Annotated in this window: 16 protein-coding genes and 1 tRNA gene; 4 read left to right on the top strand and 13 right to left on the bottom strand. The window is 57.0% G+C overall.

From position 1 onward, the window contains the following. Positions 1-19 precede the first annotated feature (19 nt). On the top strand, positions 20-1,069 hold the full coding sequence (locus FHS69_RS01175; protein WP_208380053.1) for a mannose-1-phosphate guanylyltransferase: 1,050 nt from the start codon (positions 20-22) through the stop codon (positions 1,067-1,069). Continuing rightward, a complete protein-coding gene (locus FHS69_RS01170; protein WP_166775898.1) occupies positions 1,066-1,869 on the top strand; it encodes a class I mannose-6-phosphate isomerase in 804 nt (267 codons plus the stop codon). Before FHS69_RS01175 ends, FHS69_RS01170 begins: the two co-directional genes overlap by 4 nt. A gap of 215 nt (positions 1,870-2,084) precedes the next feature. Here FHS69_RS01170 and FHS69_RS01165 read toward each other — a convergent pair whose 3' ends face one another. Then, on the bottom strand, positions 2,085-3,035 hold the full coding sequence (locus tag FHS69_RS01165) for an N-formylglutamate amidohydrolase (RefSeq protein ID WP_166775896.1): 951 nt from the start codon (positions 3,033-3,035) through the stop codon (positions 2,085-2,087). A gap of 194 nt (positions 3,036-3,229) precedes the next feature. Between FHS69_RS01165 and cpdR the strand changes: the two genes are divergently transcribed. After that, positions 3,230-3,619, top strand: a complete 390-nt coding sequence (gene cpdR, locus FHS69_RS01160; RefSeq protein ID WP_166775894.1) for a cell cycle two-component system response regulator CpdR — start codon at positions 3,230-3,232, stop codon at positions 3,617-3,619. Between the two features lie 82 nt (positions 3,620-3,701). Then, positions 3,702-3,776 (top strand) — tRNA-Val (locus FHS69_RS01155). 158 nt (positions 3,777-3,934) lie between these two features. On the opposite strand, the gene FHS69_RS01150 is transcribed toward FHS69_RS01155, so the two are convergent. The 12 genes from FHS69_RS01150 to FHS69_RS01095 form a co-directional block, all read right to left on the bottom strand. After that, entirely contained in the window at positions 3,935-5,098 is a 1,164-nt protein-coding gene (locus FHS69_RS01150) for a hypothetical protein (RefSeq protein ID WP_166775892.1), read from the bottom strand. A gap of 9 nt (positions 5,099-5,107) precedes the next feature. Then, positions 5,108-7,252: a GumC family protein gene (locus tag FHS69_RS01145; protein WP_166775890.1), complete on the bottom strand. Its 2,145-nt coding sequence runs from the start codon at positions 7,250-7,252 to the stop codon at positions 5,108-5,110. Beyond that, positions 7,249-7,974: a polysaccharide biosynthesis/export family protein gene (locus FHS69_RS01140; RefSeq protein WP_166775888.1), complete on the bottom strand. Its 726-nt coding sequence runs from the start codon at positions 7,972-7,974 to the stop codon at positions 7,249-7,251. Before FHS69_RS01140 ends, FHS69_RS01145 begins: the two co-directional genes overlap by 4 nt. An 85-nt stretch (positions 7,975-8,059) precedes the next feature. Next, entirely contained in the window at positions 8,060-9,301 is a 1,242-nt protein-coding gene (locus tag FHS69_RS01135) for an O-antigen ligase family protein (protein WP_166775886.1), read from the bottom strand. 232 nt (positions 9,302-9,533) lie between these two features. Beyond that, entirely contained in the window at positions 9,534-10,502 is a 969-nt protein-coding gene (gene fcl, locus FHS69_RS01130; RefSeq protein WP_166775884.1) for a GDP-L-fucose synthase, read from the bottom strand. An 11-nt stretch (positions 10,503-10,513) separates the two neighbouring features. Next, a complete protein-coding gene (gene gmd / locus FHS69_RS01125) occupies positions 10,514-11,635 on the bottom strand; it encodes a GDP-mannose 4,6-dehydratase (RefSeq protein ID WP_166775882.1) in 1,122 nt (373 codons plus the stop codon). After that, positions 11,632-12,393, bottom strand: a complete 762-nt coding sequence (locus FHS69_RS01120; RefSeq protein ID WP_166775880.1) for a glycosyltransferase family 2 protein — start codon at positions 12,391-12,393, stop codon at positions 11,632-11,634. The genes gmd and FHS69_RS01120 overlap by 4 nt, the downstream gene beginning before the upstream one ends. A 66-nt stretch (positions 12,394-12,459) precedes the next feature. After that, entirely contained in the window at positions 12,460-13,356 is an 897-nt protein-coding gene (locus FHS69_RS01115; RefSeq protein ID WP_208380052.1) for a glycosyltransferase family 2 protein, read from the bottom strand. A 9-nt stretch (positions 13,357-13,365) separates the two neighbouring features. Next, complete coding sequence (locus tag FHS69_RS01110) at positions 13,366-14,346, bottom strand: nitroreductase family protein (RefSeq protein ID WP_166775876.1); 981 nt, start codon at positions 14,344-14,346, stop codon at positions 13,366-13,368. Beyond that, on the bottom strand, positions 14,339-14,920 hold the full coding sequence (locus FHS69_RS01105; RefSeq protein ID WP_166775874.1) for an LbetaH domain-containing protein: 582 nt from the start codon (positions 14,918-14,920) through the stop codon (positions 14,339-14,341). The genes FHS69_RS01110 and FHS69_RS01105 overlap by 8 nt, the downstream gene beginning before the upstream one ends. Beyond that, a complete protein-coding gene (locus FHS69_RS01100) occupies positions 14,917-16,065 on the bottom strand; it encodes a polysaccharide pyruvyl transferase family protein (protein ID WP_166775872.1) in 1,149 nt (382 codons plus the stop codon). The genes FHS69_RS01105 and FHS69_RS01100 overlap by 4 nt, the downstream gene beginning before the upstream one ends. A 49-nt stretch (positions 16,066-16,114) precedes the next feature. Then, positions 16,115-17,287: a glycosyltransferase gene (locus FHS69_RS01095; RefSeq protein WP_243844498.1), complete on the bottom strand. Its 1,173-nt coding sequence runs from the start codon at positions 17,285-17,287 to the stop codon at positions 16,115-16,117. Positions 17,288-17,413 lie beyond the last annotated feature (126 nt).

Genomic DNA, 17,413 nt, shown 5'->3' with positions numbered 1-17,413 from the left:
GTGGGAAACAAACCGCAAGATGGAGAGCCAGGTGACCAAGATCGTTCCAGTCGTACTCTGTGGAGGAAGTGGAACCCGTCTCTGGCCTCGCAGCCGGGCAGCCAAACCCAAGCCCTTCATTCCCCTGTTGGGTGACGAGACGCTTTATCAGGCGACGCTCAAACGCTGCTCGGACCGCGACAGGTTCGCTCCTCCCATGGTGGTGATCGGAGAAAAACATCTCGAATTCGCCAAGCCGCAGGCGGCGCAAATCGCCCCCGACGCGCAATTCGTGGTCGAACCCATGGGCCGCAACACCGCACCGGCGATTGCTCTGGCCGCGCTGGCGCTGGACGAAAACGACGTGATGCTGGTCTGCCCGAGCGATCATCACATCGTGGACACGCAGGCTTTCCAGAATGCGGCGCGAGCTGCCGGCAAGCTGGCCAGCGACGACTGGCTCGTCGCCTTTGGAATAGCCGCAACGGCGCCCGAAACCGGCTATGGCTATATCCGCCGGGGCGATCACTTGGGCGAAGGGCACCAAGTGCATAGCTTTGTCGAGAAGCCCGATCTCGAAACCGCGCTCGGCTTTCTCGCGCAAGGCGGCTATGCTTGGAACGGCGGTATCTTTGCGTTCCGCGCCGGTTTCTTCCTCTCCGAACTGACCAAATACCGCCCCGACATGGCCGCGGCGGCACGCGCGGCCTTCGAGCAGCGCGATCCGGAAAGCGAAGACATTCGTCCGGCGGCCACGCAATTCGGCACGATTGCGTCCGAATCGGTCGACTATGCATTGATGGAGAACACCGATCGCGCAGCCATGGTCGATGTCTCGATGGGCTGGTCGGATATCGGCAATTGGGACGCCCTGCTACTACAGCGCAAATCGCTCGATGCCGACAATGTGATCGTCGGTCCCGGGGAAATCATAGGCGCAAGCGGTTCGATGATTGACAGCGATGGTCCCCATGTCACCTTGATCGGCGCGGACGACATCGTGGTCGTCGTCGACCGAGACGATGTGCTCGTGACATCGCGCAACGCGGTTCAGAGGGTCGGCGAAGCCAGCCGGTGCAAGAAGGCATGATGCGCAAGCTGCCCACCCAATTCGTCCACAAGGTCTGGGGTGTCGACCGCCTGCCGTCCCCCTTCCCGCACCCGTCCGACCAGGCGATCGGCGAAGTGTGGTTCGAGCCACCCGCCGAACTCGACCAATTGCTGGTCAAATACATATTCGCCAGTGAACGCCTTTCGGTGCAGGCGCATCCCGATGATGCGCAGGCGCAGGCGATGGGCCTGGGGACCAACGGCAAAAGCGAATGCTGGGTCATCACCCATGCCGAGCCCGGGGCCACGATCGCTGTCGGCTTTCACGAACAGATCGACGCTGGAACGATGCGCGAAGCCGCGCTCGACGGCAGCATCGTCGATCTGCTGGTGTGGCACGAGGTGCAGCCTGGCGACGCCTTCTACATCCCTGCTGGCACCGTCCACGCCATCGGCGGCGGGGTCAGCCTGATCGAGGTTCAGCAGAACAGCGACGTCACCTTCCGACTGTTCGATTATGGCCGTCCGCGCGAATTGCACCTCGATCAAGGTGTCGAGGTATCCGAAACCGGACCCTACCCATCCCGCCTGCGCAATCGCATGGATGGCGATAGCGGTTTGCTGGTGGATGGTCCGCATTTCCGGCTGCACTATTGGCGCTGTGGGAGTGCGGCCGATTTTCCGGCCCTCAAACCGGACAATGCTTTGGTCATTCCCTATTCGGGCACAGTGAGCGTTGACGGCGAAGATCTGGCCGTCGGCGAATGCGGGCTGGTCTCCGAACCTTGCAAATCGGACCTTGTTGGCGACGCCTTGTTGTTGATCGCGCAGCCCGTTTGACGCCGCGCGGGCGGCCTGACCATCGTCGTTTCAGCGACAAACCGTTACCGGATGGCGACCGACCGCCTCTTGAAATCCACGCACCTCGCGCCCATTTTCAGCGTGTCGGACGACGCTTCCCCTCATGGCTCGTCCGGCAATGCACGCGAGTGCATTTCCTCCCTGAACCTTGGCCACCCCGCGCGATCAGCGTGGGGTGGTTTTTTGTGTGACGCCTATTCGGCGGCTTGCGCCATTCGCTCGCCGCGCCCCATCGAACCAACCTCGGTGCCCAGCATACGGACCAGTCCGCCAAGCAGCTTGACGATTGCCCCAGCGCGAGCACTCGGCTGGTCGAGCCGCGCATCGAGATAGGTGCTGCGGCACACCTCGATTTGCAATGCATGGATCCCGCGTGTGGTCTGGCCGTACCGGTCGAGCACATAGCCACCCGAATAGGGCCGATTGTGCGCCACGCGGCGTCCCTGGTTGGCCAGGTAGCGAATAGCGAGATCGACGAGACCGGGGTCGCATGAGGCGCCAAACCGGTCGCCGATAACGAATTCGGCCGGTCGATCCTGCGGATGGCTCTTTCGCAGTGGAGGCATCGAATGCAAGTCCACGAGCAAGGCCACGCCCCAGCGATCGCGCAACCGCTCCAGTTCGCGGCCGAGCGCCGCGTGGTAGGGGGTGTAAATGCCCGCGATCCAGTCCTCGAGCTGTGCTTTCTCCAGCGGCCTTCGCCAGATTTCGCCCATCCCCGGGATCCGGCGGGGCACCAGCCCCAGCCCATTGCGCGACCGCCGATTGGCGAGCGAATGGCGCACCGGACGCATGCTGGCGCCACGCACCATACCCCAATCGATATCCTCGACCGAACGATTGAGATCGATCATCGCGCGTGGTGCTTCCGCGACCAACAGGCTTGTTTGCGTTTCGGCCGCGACCGGCTTGGCTACCAGATCGATATAACGATCCTCGAGCCGCAATTGGGCTTCACCGCTGTCGCGCAACGCGGCGAGGACGTCCGGAGGATAGCAGCGGCCCGCATGCGGAACGGATATGAGTACCGGCGTGCTGTCACATGGCATACGCCACAAGGAATAGGATGGCCCCGCGACGCCGGGAATGGCCCCGCCCTGCTCGGGCTCTCCCGCCCCCATCGCGTCTGTCGTGGACGTATCCATCTAGCCATGGTCGGGATGCCGTCGCGGTTAGGCAAGCCCAGAATTGCTACGTGCGGCCATCATCCTTCCTTATTCGGCTTGCTGCAGTCCGCAGCCCGGGCGCACCGGCGCGCAACCGTTCCGCAATGATACGCAGTGAACATTACCGGGTCTCGCTACATGCTTTTTTAAAGCGCCCGCGTTACGCAAGCGGCATGACGGATTACCCCACCCAGCGAATCCTGCTCGCCGAGGACGACGACGCGATGCGCGTCTATCTCGAACGGGCACTCGTCAACGCCGGCTATGCGGTGGATGCGGTGGATCGCGGCACGGATGCGCTGCCGCTGCTGGAAAGCGGCGATTACGAATTGCTGCTCTCCGATATCGTCATGCCCGAGATGGACGGGATCGAGCTCGCGCAGCGCTGCAATGAACTCAGCCCGCGCACGAAGGTCATGTTCATCACCGGTTTTGCGGCCGTTACGCTCAAAGCCAGCCGCGAACAGCCCAATGCCAAGGTTCTGTCCAAACCCTTCCACCTGCGCGACCTCGTGATGGAGGTCGAACGCGTGCTGGAAGACCGTGTGAGCATGCAATTGTAAAACTGCGAAATAGGGTCTTGCGCGGCTCTAAGAGCCCCGCTATTGGGCCCGCCTGCCCCGCGAAAGGGGCGCTCGATGGTGCGGGCGTATAGCTCAGTGGTAGAGCACTATGTTGACATCGTAGGGGTCCCAAGTTCGAACCTTGGTACGCCCACCATCGAAGCCTCTGAGGCATGAAAAAGCCCGCCGGAAACGGCGGGCTTTTTTGATTGTAATGTGTTGTCGATTAACGGCGTGAAGCGGAGGGCATCACTCGCCGTGGCGGTCGAGCCGACACAGCGTGCAGAGAAAGGTGCCCCTTCGCCTTGCGTAGGCTCAGCGCCGGACGACCCTGATTGCCTCAATTTCCTCGTTCACAGCCGAACGTCCGCTCCAGGCACGGGCCTCGAGGCCAATCTCGATAAAATTACATTCGTCCGGCAGACTATCGATCCGGTACCCACCGTTCTGCCGCACGAGATTTGCATTGAGTATCTCATCGCTTTGCCCGGCGCATCTGACGGTAATATCGATATCCTGCAGGGCCTGCTGCCGCTCGATAGTGTGATCGACGGCGATCGCGAAAGGGGTCGCAGGAGCGCGCATCAGGCGACGGGCGACCACGCCACCCTTGCCGGGCTTGACCGAGATTTCCAGCCCTTTGCCGCTTAGGCTTGGTTGCGCGCGCAATCCGGCATCGTCCGTCAGGCTCCAATCGAAGGGCGGGTAATCACTGGACCATGCGCCAACGGCATCGGTTGCGTCTGCACCGGCGATCCGTTGGTATAGCGAGTAGGCCGTAGCGACGTCGCCTTCGCGTACAAGACTTCTCAGTAGCGCCCGATCGGTGACTTCATCGTCAAACGACATCTTGCTGCGAAGTTCTGCCATATTACGTAACGCAGAGGGCTGGCTCGCCGCAAAACGGAAGAAGCGTCCGTGCCATTCCGAAGATCCGTCGAGGATCTTTGCGAACTCGTCGGTTGCGCCCTCTTGCGCGAAGACGTTGATGAGGACCGGGAAAAGTTCGTTATATTGGCTCGGTTTTACACGAAGGATACGGTCGAGCGACGCGATCGCCGCAGGGTAATCCGCGTCGGCAACCTGCTGCTGCAAGACCACCGCCTGAAGACGAGGTTCGCGCCGGTTCAAGGCCAAGGCCGCGTCGAGGATCTGCTTTCGCATTTCCGGATCTTCCTCAGCAAGCGCAAGAATTGCATGTGCCTTGGGCACTAGGGGTTCCAGGCGATAGGCTTCGAGAGCCCACGGCCGGGCAGCCCTTGCGCCTTCCTCTGGCGAGCCGGTCGCCTCGGTCGTGGCCAAGAATATCGCAGACGCGATGTTCTCGTAGGCCAACCCATTTAGCGGGAACGCCGCGATAGCCGTGTCCGGCGCCTTCTTCGTTAGTGCGATCCCTGCGGACTGCGCACCGAGCGCAGCCGCGAGCACCAACCCCAGCGTGATTGAGACACCGAGGCGAACGGAACGAGCGACCGTCATTGCGCCGCCTTATGCCGGTTCCGAGTCACGCTCTTCACCATAGCCATAGCCGTAACCGTAGCCATAGCCGTAGCCATAGCCGTAAGCCGAATTGTTCTGGCTGACTTTGGTGACGATCGCGCCATAGACCTTTGCACCCGAACGTTGCAGACGACCCAAAGCGTTCTCGATCCCGCGTAGCTTGATACGCTCGGTCTGGATCACGAAGATCACACCATCGACGGCCTTTGACATTTCGATCGCGTCGGCGAGTGCAAGCATCGGTGCGCCATCGATCAACACCTGGTCGTATTGACCACGCGCCGCCTCAATGATCTGCGAGAAGCGGTCACCTGCCAAGAGTTCAACCGGGTTCGGCGGCGTCCGTCCCATCGGGAGGAAATCGAAGCCGAAGTCCTCGAGATGAATGATCTGCGATGCAATATCGGTTTGCTGATTGGCGAGCAGTGGCACCAGCCCGCCCTTGTCGTAATCATGCAATTCGAGCGTATCGCGGAGCTTCGAATTACGCAGATCGGCATCGATCAATAGGACACGCTTGCCCAATTGCGCGAAGCTCGTGGCGACACCGAGCGACGAAATGGACTTACCTTCCGAAGGCACAGAGGAGGTGAACATAAGCACCTCGGGCGCGCCTTGCGGGGTGAGGAAGTTCATGTTCGTCCTCACCGTCGTATAAGCCTCGTTGATATGCGACGAACGCTCGGTGATGCGGTCGACCATAGCACCCTCGGTGTTACGTGGGATGGCCCCGAGCAACGCGAGATGCAGACGACGGCGAACGTCCTCCGGATCCTTGAGCGTCTGGCTTAGGGCGACCTTCAGATAGACAAGGCCAGCGGCAACCAACAAACTGACGGTGACGGAAACCAAAACGTTCTTGATTAAGGAAGGTGCGTAAGGCTCACTCGGCACACTTGCTTCATCGATGATCTGAATGTTGTTTTGCCCTGCTCCTGACGCTTCAAGCTCTTTAAAACGCTGGAGGAGCGCATCGTAGATTTCCCGGTTAGTGTCGACCTCTCGCTTGAGAATACCGTAGCTTATTCCTTGGCCCTGTTGGCTGAGAAAACGCTGCTTCACTTGTTCGACTTGTTCGCGAAGTTCAGCTTCTCGGATTCGCGCCGACTGCAGAAGACCGCGAGCACCACCGGAAATGGCTGAGCGCAAAGAACTAACTTCGGCCTTTTTCTCCTGAACTTCAGGATACTCAGGTCCAAAATTTGCTTGCAAGACAGCCAACTCGGACTCGGCTTCGCTAAGTTTTGTTAGCAACTGGTTGCGCGGATCGTTGTTGGGGAAATTCCCACCAACGACCGCGGCTTGGGCACTGACACGATCTGCAACAGCAGCTGCGAGCGCCAAATTCAATGCTTGCAAATCCGCTCCGACAAGAGTTTGCCCCGCGCTTTCTGAACCAGAATCCCCACCTGCGTTAAGAACGAGGATCTCGTTGGCATTCGCATATTCGACAAGCTCACGTTCGGAGTCGGAAAGCCGCTCCCGCAATTCTGCAATCTGGCTTTGAAGGAAATCCCGGGCCTCTATATTCGCGCCAAAGCGCTTCTCGTAGTTCGCGGCGACGAATTCTTGAACCCAAAGGTTTGTAATCTCGGCCGAAACCACCGGGTCGGGGCTCGAAAATGTCACGTCAACAAGGCTTGACTGCGCAATCGGACCAATATTTACGTTCTCGAATAGTATTCGTTCGATACTCCTGCCTTGCACCTCTCCTTCTTCGAATCCAAATGCCGCGCGAAAGGCTTCGTCCCTAGAGAGATTACCAGCGTCCATGACACGCTTGGCCATGAACCTAGACACTAATAGCTCATATTGCGTGTTGAGATATTGAAGCTCCGACACTTGACTGTCGACTTCAAGTGAGTCGAGATTGGTCACATCGGCTGTTACCTGAGACACTTCCAAGCGCGCACTGGCTTGATAGAGTGGGGTCGCCAAAAGCGTGATAAGAATTCCGATCAGGAAGCCAAGCGTGATTAGCCCTGCCAGCCAGTATTTCAGACCGATAGCCTCATGCCAATATCGCTCTAGGTCCAGGTTGAATGCGTCCACATCGGATGGGCGACCACGGGCAGTTTCGTGATGATCGCTAACTTCCGAGGCCCCTTGCGACGCAAAGTTTGAATTGTTCAACGGCCAATCCGATCAATTAAAATAGCTGAAGTCGAGAGCAATGGAGCAAAGCGCAGTATGCTGTCCAATCGCCGTCGGCTAGGCGAATCCCCGACAACAACGATGTCATTAGGATAAACAACCGGATCATCGTAGTTACCGCGCTGTATCGCCTGAATATTATAGGCACCTATGTATCGCTGCCCTGCAACAGTCCGAAGAATCAACACATCGTCCAACTTAGCGTACTCGGCCAAGCCACCTGCTTGATTAACGACCCGCAGAAGCGACTGACGACCCAAGACAGGATACTCTCCGGGCGAATTCACTTGGCCCCCGACTGAAACCGTCGGAGGAGGAATCTCGGACGGAATGACACGAACCTGAGGATTGAGGAGATAGCTACCGCGCAGGTAGTCTTCGATAACCTCGGCGGCCTCGTTGGGAGCGAGCCCGCCAAGATCAAGAAGTCCGACCAAGGGAAAAGAAATGCGCCCCTCGCCGTCAGTCAGGTAGGTTCCGCTGAGGCGTTCTGCACCCACCACCTCGATTTCAAGCGCCTTTTGAGGTCCGATAACATACAGATTTTCGAGACGAGGTGCCGGAAGTTCCTCCAATTCTGCAACCTCGATACCTGGCGCTTCGCCATAGGCGCGATCTGTCGCACAAGCTGAAAGAGCTAGAGGCAACATCAAGGCGCCAGTCGCCAGAGAGACGAATCTGATAGATCTCGAGTTCTTCATGATGCGCGCCTAGACGCTACTCCATATTGATGAAAGCCGCCCCGCCACAAATTTGAACAGCAAGCGAGTTAGCGTGCTCCTATGCCTACCGCGCGCCTATATTCCGAGCATCGCGTGATAGGGCGACCAAGAGCCAGGCACTGACTAGCTGGAAAAGTGGGGTTCTCAAGGGATAATCGATAAGAGAAGCTGCACCAACAACAGCAAAAATGCTAATCCAGAAAATGGCGTCGGCTCTGAGCGCGCGATGCGCCGCTATGGCGGCTATTCGCTTGGCACCCCAAGCGAATAGTCCGATAGCGAGAAAGCCAGCCATCGCCCCTCCTTCAATAATCAATTGAGCCCAATCGTTGTGTGCTTGGTTTACATACGAAGGCATCAACAACTTTGGCGGCTCAACAATGTAATAGATTTGTTCGAACGCTCCGAAACCGGCTCCAAAAATCCAGTAGTCCCCTAGCATTTTGGCGATAACAGGCCAAATTGACCATCGAAGATCCTCGAAGCTATCTTGAGCGAGGAGGTCGCGAAAGGCGGGAACCCGATCAAGCGCAAAGAAAGCAGCTACCGTTAGTGATACTACACCAATCGGAATAACCAATATCACACCTGGAATACTATCGAACCAGCGACGCGCTCCTACCGGACCCGGGGATCGCCCCCGTCGATGGTGTGGCGACAGTGCTAACATGAAAAGCGAAACAAGGATTGCACCGACTGCGGCTACTAGCCCCGCCCTTGAACCTCCAACCAACGAAACGAAAAGTATCAAAAGAAATGCAGCTGAATAGAGCATTCGTTCGAACAATGCGCCAGACCTGTGCGTCACCTTCAAGCCGAGAAAAACAATCACCAACATCGAACAGGCCGCGAATATAGCAGCGTGATTCTCGTTCGCAAAAAGGCCAACCGGAGAACCCCTGTTAGTTACTTCATAAAAATAGAGTAAGCTGGACCTCCCTGTCACAATTTGAAGGAGGCCCAACAACGCATTTAGAACACCCAACCCAGCTACCACACGCAAAATAGTCTTGGAAGACGTGCTAAAGGCTATTGCCGCCAATAAAGCGGCTACAGGGACGACGATGCTGCCAAGCATATTCGAAGTGCGCATCGGAGCCATAGATAACGGGCGCCACTGCCCCTCAAGGCGTAAGGTGGCATCCAACTGCGCCACCGCACCATAGTGCGGCAGGTTTTTCCAAAGCCATGGCGGTAACGGGGTGACCTGCAACGCGCCGATCAGCGCAAAGCACCCGAGCATCACGATCAACACACCTTCATTCTTTGTTCTTTGCTTAGATAAAAAGAACAATGAAGTGATCAATACCAGCGCTGATACTGCCCGTAGCGGTACAATTTGGATGGCATCAAATCTAGATGCCCCACCTGTCAACGCGACCACCGTGGCGAACAACGCAATTACGATCCAACCTCTGCTTCGGCCCACTGTATGCCTTCCGTTAGAGCTTGTGGCTTACTTTAAGTGACGACTTTCGCGTTCGAACTGCATAGCTTGAATGCGTCCGCATGAAAGATTAAGCGTCGGACATAGGCTCTTACAGGCGGGCATTATTGCCATGCTTAAGAAACCAGTGATAGGTCTCTTCGACCCCTTGCTCGAGACTGATCGTCGGAGTCCAGCCAAGATCCGTTAGCCGACTTATATCCATCAACTTACGCATTGTCCCGTCTGGTTTTGATGGATCGGTTACGATCTTACCCTCGAAGCTCGTTAAGCGTGCGACGAGTTGTGCTAGCGAAAGAATCGAAACGTCCTCGCCGCAGCCCACGTTGATGTGACTGAGCATCGGCTGCGTAATTGCTTCATATCGCTCACGAGGAAGGTCAAGCACAAAAAGCGATGCTGCTGCCATGTCATCGACATGGAGAAACTCGCGACGCGGGGCCCCAGTACCCCAAATCACAACCTCATCGCGGCCTTCTTCAGCCGCCTCGTGGAAGCGGCGTATCAGTGCAGGAAGGACATGACTGTTCTGCGGATGAAAATTATCGCCCGGACCATATAGATTGGTTGGCATAACCGAACGATAGTCAGTCCCGTGCTGGCGATTGTAGCTCTCGCAAAGCTTGATCCCTGCAATCTTTGCAACGGCGTAGGGCTCGTTGGTGGATTCGAGTTCCCCGGTGAGGAGTGCAGCTTCCCCCATCGGCTGCGCGGCTTCTTTTGGATAAATGCACGATGAACCGAGGAATAGCAGTCGCCGGACTCCCGCTTTGAATGCTTGGTGGATGACGTTCGCCTCAATCATGAGATTGTCGTAAATGAAGTCCGCCGGATAAGTGTTATTTGCATGGATGCCGCCAACCTTGGCCGCTGCCAGTATCACCGCATCAGGACACTCAGACTGCAGAAAATCACGCACGCCGGCCTGATTGGTAAGGTCGAGTTCTGCGTGGGTGCGCGTAACAAGTTCGAGGGCTTCTCCCTTGCGCTGACGTGCCTCCAACTGCCGCAGGATCGCACCGCCCACCATTCCACGGTGGCCTGCGAGATAAATTTTCATATTAGCAGCCCCTAGCTCTCGAAACTGACCGGTATCGGAAAACCGTTAGCCTTGAGGAAAGCGTGCCGCTGCGCTTCCTTAAGGTCGGTTTCGATCATTTCGCTGCACATCTCGCGCGCCGTGATTTCGGGTTCCCAACCCAGCTTCTCGCGCGCCTTCGAAGGATCGCCAAGCAACGTTTCGACCTCTGCCGGCCGGAAGTAACGCGGGTCGATGCGCATCACGACGTCCCCGACCTTGAGCGCGGGCGCCTTCTCGCCACTAATCCCCGCCACCGTCGCGATCTCCTCGACGCCTTCGCCGGAGAATTCGAGTTCCACCCCGAGCTCTTCGGCCGACCAGCGGATGAATTCGCGCACTGAGTACTGCTTGCCGGTGGCGATCACAAAGTCCTCGGCATGGTTTTGCTGGAGCATTAACCACTGCATGCGAACATAGTCACGGGCGTGCCCCCAATCACGGAGTGCATCGATGTTGCCCATGTAGAGACAGGCTTCGAGGCCCTGAGCGATATTGGCGAGACCGCGGGTGATCTTGCGCGTGACGAAGGTCTCCCCCCGGCGGGGACTCTCGTGATTGAATAGGATTCCGTTGCAAGCATACATTCCATAGGATTCGCGGTAGTTCACCGTAATCCAATACGAATAGAGCTTGGCGACCGCATAGGGCGAGCGCGGATAGAAAGGCGTGGTCTCACGCTGCGGGATCTCCTGCACTAACCCGTAGAGTTCGGAAGTCGAGGCCTGATAGAACCGCGTCTTCTTTCCGAGGTCGAGAAAACGCATGGCCTCGAGCAGGCGAAGTGTGCCGAGCCCATCGACATCCGCCGTGTATTCGGGCGATTCAAAGCTGACCGCGACGTGCGACTGGGCCGCAAGATTGTATATCTCGTCGGGCTGCACCTCCTGAATAATGCGTGTCAGGTTCGAAGTATCTGACAGGTCGCCATAATGCAGACTGAGCTTCGGGTTTGGCTCGTGCGGATCCTGATAAATGTGATCGATGCGTTGCGTATTGAAGGACGACGCGCGGCGCTTGATACCGTGCACCTCGTAACCCTTGGAAAGAAGGAATTCCGCCAGGTACGAGCCATCCTGCCCGGTAACACCTGTGATCAGGGCGCGTTTAGTCATTTGGCGTTTCCGTCCTTAACGATGAATTGTCCAAGCTTGCCCAGGTTCTTGGCAGCGAGGGTTCCTACGCCGCCTACACCATTGTTCCGCAGTGCCCTGAGGTCCTCGCGGCTCTTTTGCAAGATGCGTCCGAGTGAGCGGTTGCTTTCGCCGCCCAAGCGCATTTTGACAAGGACTTCGGGAATGTAGGCCAGCCTGATCTTGCCTTTGGCGAGATAGCGAAGCATCGCATCGTAGTCTGCTGCGATCCGGAAGGAGGTGTCGTAGAGGCCATGGCGCTCGAAAACCTCGCGGCGCAAGTAGAGCGTAGGATGCGGCGGCATCCAGCCGCTCTTGAGCATTGAGGGGCGGTACTCGCCCGATCGCCAGTGCCGCACAATTTTGTCTGGCTCGCTGGCTGAAACATACTGCAAATCGCCGTATACGCCGTCGACAGCGGGGTCCGAGAAACCTCGAACGACCTTCGTGAGAACATCTTCGGAAGCGAAGAAGTCATCAGAGTGCATGAGGCCGATGACCTCCCCCGATGCCCGCCTTATGCCACGATTGATTGCATCGTAAATGCCTGAATCCTTTTCGGACACCAGACTTGCGGAGTCGTTCGCCAGCCGGGATATCTCTTCGAGCGTGCCATCGGTCGATCCGCCATCCTGGATCACATGCTCGACATCGCCGTAGCACTGGGCCTGAACGCTCTTCATCGCTTCCCCGATTGTCGAGGTGCGGTTAAATACAGCAGTGACCACCGAGATTTTCATACGGGTAAACCAGCAGGATGATAGGGATAGGGAGCGGTATAGGGCTCTGGCCGTCGCAAGCCTTTCCTAAGGCCTAACATCAATTCCGGTAACCTCCATGATGGCAGCAACGGCGTCGGTGTCATTATCCTTCATGTATGTCTGGACCTCACGCAGCTTGGCATCGACCAGATAGCGATACCAGAACCCCTGCAAAACATGGAACATCTGTCCTTCTCGCGTGTCGAGGAAGCCCAGTCGCACCACATAGCGATACAGGAAGTAGGCAAGGGCGCGTAGCCCCCCGGGCAGCCTCGCGTAGAGGTTTTCCTTGATCCAGCGCTTCGCGCCCGTCCCGCCCGCGTGGTCAGCATCGCCACCTTCACCACGCGCCATGAAGCCGTGCTCGAGGTTGAGCATCTCTACAACTTCGCGCGAGGCATAGTTGTTGTGCTTATGCGTCCACCAGGTCAGCGAATTGAGATTGTCGTCGACAATCTCACCCGAGAAGTCGCCCACCTCACCATCGACAATAATATGTTCGTCCATCCAGCGGTCCTCGCTCCGGCCATGGTTGTGGCGTAGCAGCCGAACCAGGCGGATCGGGAACACCCCGCCACGGCGGACAGGCTGACCTAGAAAGTTCATGCGGCGGGACAAGCGCATACCATGGATGTGGCCCGGCACGCCGTCGAGCTTCGCGGCGATCTCCAGGGCAAGGGCCTCACTGACGATCTCGTCCGCATCGAGCCTCAATATCCAGTCGGTTTCGGAGGGAAGCTGGTCGAGCACCCAATTGAACTGCTGCGCCTGAGTGACGAAGGGATTTGTGAGGACTTGGGCGCCCATTCCCTGTGCAATCTCGACAGTCCGATCGGTCGACCCGCTGTCCACTATCACGCATTTCTCGGCGATCGAGGCTACGGACGTGAGCGCGCGCGCTATGTGTAATTCCTCATTCAGCGTGAGGATGACGACGGTCAACGGCATAGTTCAATCAGGGCGGTCATGCATCTGGCAGATCGCCCGGACATCCCAGCGTGGCGAGTTCGCCGCACGCAATGTGTGAGCGGGCGGAGGACCTGCCGCTACCATAACTATCAGCCTATCGCGAGCAGGAATGCTACCGACCTCTTTTATCTCACGCTCTCGACGATTGGTGATCGCGAGATTCATCGGACAACTCACAAAGCCGTTTGCCGCCAGCGAAAGCAGAAGCATTGTCAGGAAAATGCCACCATCTACGTAGGGCTGGTTGCGCTGTTGCGGACCGCCCCACGCAGTGATCTCGGATGCGAGAACAAATAGCGTGGGCACCGCTTCGACAAACCCTCGCCCGCCGCCCTGCAAATCAAGAAGCTGCTTGATCGTCTCACGGTCGCGGTAAACGTGAACTCTCACGGATTGCCGATTGCACTGCGAAGGCGCGCGCAACGCGAGAGCGAGGACTTCCTCGACCTCATTATCGGACAGCGGCGTCTGTCCGAAATCGCGGGCCGAAAAACGAGCATCTAGGAAAGCGATCGCGTTTTCATTTCGCACCAGCTGCGCGACGTCCACAGTCCGCACCCCACCCGTTGCGCCATCGCTACCCGGATCCGCTATCAGCTTTTCAATCTGACTAGCGAGTTGAGCGTCTGGCGCATCGGTGTCAGCAAAGGCCAGACTATAGTCACGCAACGCTCCGACAAGCATGCTGCGCGAAAGATCGCCTTCGGGTGGCGTCCACCCGTCGTTCATGGCCAACATCGCTCTAATCTTGTCTTGACCGAAGTGTGGTCTCGGTGAAGGAAGCGTGAGCCCTTTCTCGATGGTGTGAGCCTCGATAATTGTCTTGTTCGAAAATCGACGATCCCTCGGTTCGACCGGAGAAAAATTGTTGTGCTTCAGGAACAGCCATCCGTCGTTGGCATACTCGACGAAAATCTTCGCAACTTTGCCCAGGCGACTGAGATTGCTGCTTAGCTTACCCATCTTTTATTCCATTCCCGTTCTTGGCGGGCGCATTATCCGACACCTGACGCGCACCCACCAATTTCGCCGGATTACCTGCCCAGATTGTCCACGGTTCAGGATCCTTGCGCAGAACACTTCGCGCAGCGACTACCGCACCATCCGAAACAGACACGCCCGGATGGATCATCGCCTCTGCCGCAACCCAGACGTGCTGGCCTAAGATTACTGGGGCGTATGTCAGTGGCCTCTTAAGGTCGGTGATATCGTGCGATGCCGTACAGATAAACGCCCGCTGGCTAATGGTGGTCTTCGATCCAATCGATATCCGGGCAACAGAATATAAATCCACCCCTTCGGCAATCGCAACAAAATCACCGAGAGTGAGATTCCATGGCGCCCAAATCCGGGCTGTTGGATTGATCCGACAACCCGTTCCGATCGTCGCGCCAAAACGGCGAAGGAGGAAGGCGCGCCATCCATCAAAAATCCAGCGCGGCGTGGGACGAAAAAAAATAATGTACGCTACACCCCACAACGCCCTCGAAACGCGGTTCTTGCGCGACAGCCCGTTCTCATAACGATACTGTTTCATCTTGGCGCAACCGTAACCGATTGCGACTGCAGAAAAAGCTCGCCTGTACAACGGAGGTCGGTCAGTTTCGAACCGACTGCATCCCAGTCGATTTGCATATCAACCAGCTTGGCTGCGTTATCTGCGTCGTCTGCGTCTACCAAGCGCCACGACAGACCAATCTGGTCAAGGAGGTTCTCTACACGCGCATTCATGCCCGCCCGTTTGCCCGGCAACTTCACCGCGATAAAGGGTTTTCTGTGGATCACGCTCAGTGCCACACCGTGGAACGAGTTACTGACCACAAATGCCGAGTTGGCGAGGCTTTGCAGCCATTCAACCGGCGTCGGCGAGATCCCTTCCCCGATGTCGCTCCAGCGCTGGCGGCTACTGCGCGCGCTCACCAACGGCAGCTCGAGCTTGGCGGCAACCCGACCGGCCACATCGCGGATCACTTCATCGGTCCGCAGGGCATAACAGAAAACGACCTCGTCGGAGGGAGCCTTCTTCCGTGCGAGCATATCGAAGTTTCCCAGCAGGATCGTCGGGTCCGGCACAACATGCACGCGCTCGGGGGATATGCCGGCATCTGCCAGGATGTCGAGCCCAGTCTCTTCGCGCACGGAAATCCCATCGAGCTGGCTTGCCAGAGCGTGCAATTCGCCGAGATGTTCGCTCTCGATCGACGTCCGGCCGAAGCTGGGTGCATAAGCGATCTTCCGCACATCTTCGCTACCAGGGATAGCCAGGAAATAAACTGGGTCGAGCCCACGCTGGATCGAAGGGTTCCATATCTGGTCGGAGCCGCAGACTAACAGGTCATATCGGCCAACGACTGAACCCAGATCTTCAGCTGTTTTGAGCCGCCGTCCCGTCGCACCGAGATAGGTCCGCCGAAACGCTTCGAAGCCCCTCTTCTGAGCCCGGTCACCGAGAAGATTGCGCTGGATATGCGACGCCCACATGTAGGCGATCGTAGCATTTTTGCGCCAAAGCGACGGCTTCCAAGGCCGGTCTAGCGGACCGCCCTCTTCGACGTAGGATGGGTGGTAGTTGATAAACTCGGCATCATGCCCGCGATCAATGAACCACTGCCGCAGGCCAAACGCTTGGTACAGGGCGCCGTAATTGTCGCTGAAATGGTAGGTGAGAAGTCCAACCTTCATATATCTACGTATCTCTTAATTACAGGTAATAACCGACCATTTGCCAAACCTATAAGATATCGAGACAGTCCGGCGCGTCACCTTCCCCCAAAGACCAGAGATAAACCTGCTTCATTTGAAGACCAATGCCCTCCCAAGTGTAATATCGCTCCGCCATTCTTCTGCCCAACCGACCAACTTCCAAATGCCTCGCAGGGTTCATTGAAAAGTAATTCCGCAGATCGTCTCGTAGCAATGATTCGTCTGATCGAATGCGGAACGCAGCTCCAGCCTCGAAGCTTTCTGGCATATTACAAGCATCCGTCATTAAAACTGGCAAACCAAAACTGAACGCTTCAAGCACGGCTATGGGCAGGCCTTCACTTACCGAAGGGAGAACAAAGGCGTCGGCACGATTAAAAGTGGAACGTTTTGCATGACCAAACTGCGGCCCAACAAAATGCACCCGATCCGCAATGTTACGTTGGCAGGCCAATTCTTTAAGGTCTGAAAAGTGGCCGCCCTGATCCCAGCCAGCTATCACAACATGCCATTCACCGCGTTCCAAGCTCGATAATTGCGAAAAAGCCTCAATGAGGCGACTGATACCCTTTTTTGGATGAAGGCGCCCGATAAACAGAAGAACCTTTGCGGCAGGCGGTAATTCGCTCGACCATGCAGCCTCACCGACAGGTCCTGCGAGTTCTGCAAGATCAACACCATTCGGAATGATTGCAACAGGTGCCGTGAAGCCTGCTTCGCGAATTGCATCGCACTCAGCACGGTTTAACGCATGCAGACAAGTCGCACCATCTAGGTTCGCTCGTTCAAATAGAGTGAGCGCAATGCGCTTCTTCCAACGGGAGTTGCGGAGAGCCCAACTGTCCAACATACCATGAGGTGAAATAATTTTAGCCCGAACGGCATCGCGGCCTGGATAGCGAACAGAGACTAACGAAGGGTGCAACCAAAGCCCATGGAGGTGAAGAACATCAGGGTGAGAGTTTGCCAACGATCCACGCAGACTAGTCTGCCACCTCAGCGGGCCAAACGAACGCACCGGATGGAGTTTGGTATTCAAACCGTCCCACTCTGATAACTCGGAAGTCATGAGGGGCTCCAATGCCGCATGAGTTGTTACCTCTAACCCAGCCTGAACTAATGCCTGGTTCAATCCCCGCACCGCAGGCACAACGCCGCCTCCGGCAGATGAGATAGTGGGACAAAGAGAAGCTACGCGCATAGTTCAATAACTCGGTTCCGAGCGAACTTCGGAAAACTGAAGCGTTGACCAATTTCGCCAAGTTGAAACTAACCTCAAGCAAATAGTTTAAACTAAAGCATGCCCTATACCATAACGTCCATCTTC

The sequence above is a fragment of the Qipengyuania flava genome (assembly GCF_011762005.1).
Taxonomy (GTDB): Bacteria; Pseudomonadota; Alphaproteobacteria; order Sphingomonadales; family Sphingomonadaceae; genus Qipengyuania; species Qipengyuania flava.
This window is presented reverse-complemented; position numbering and strand designations above follow the sequence as displayed.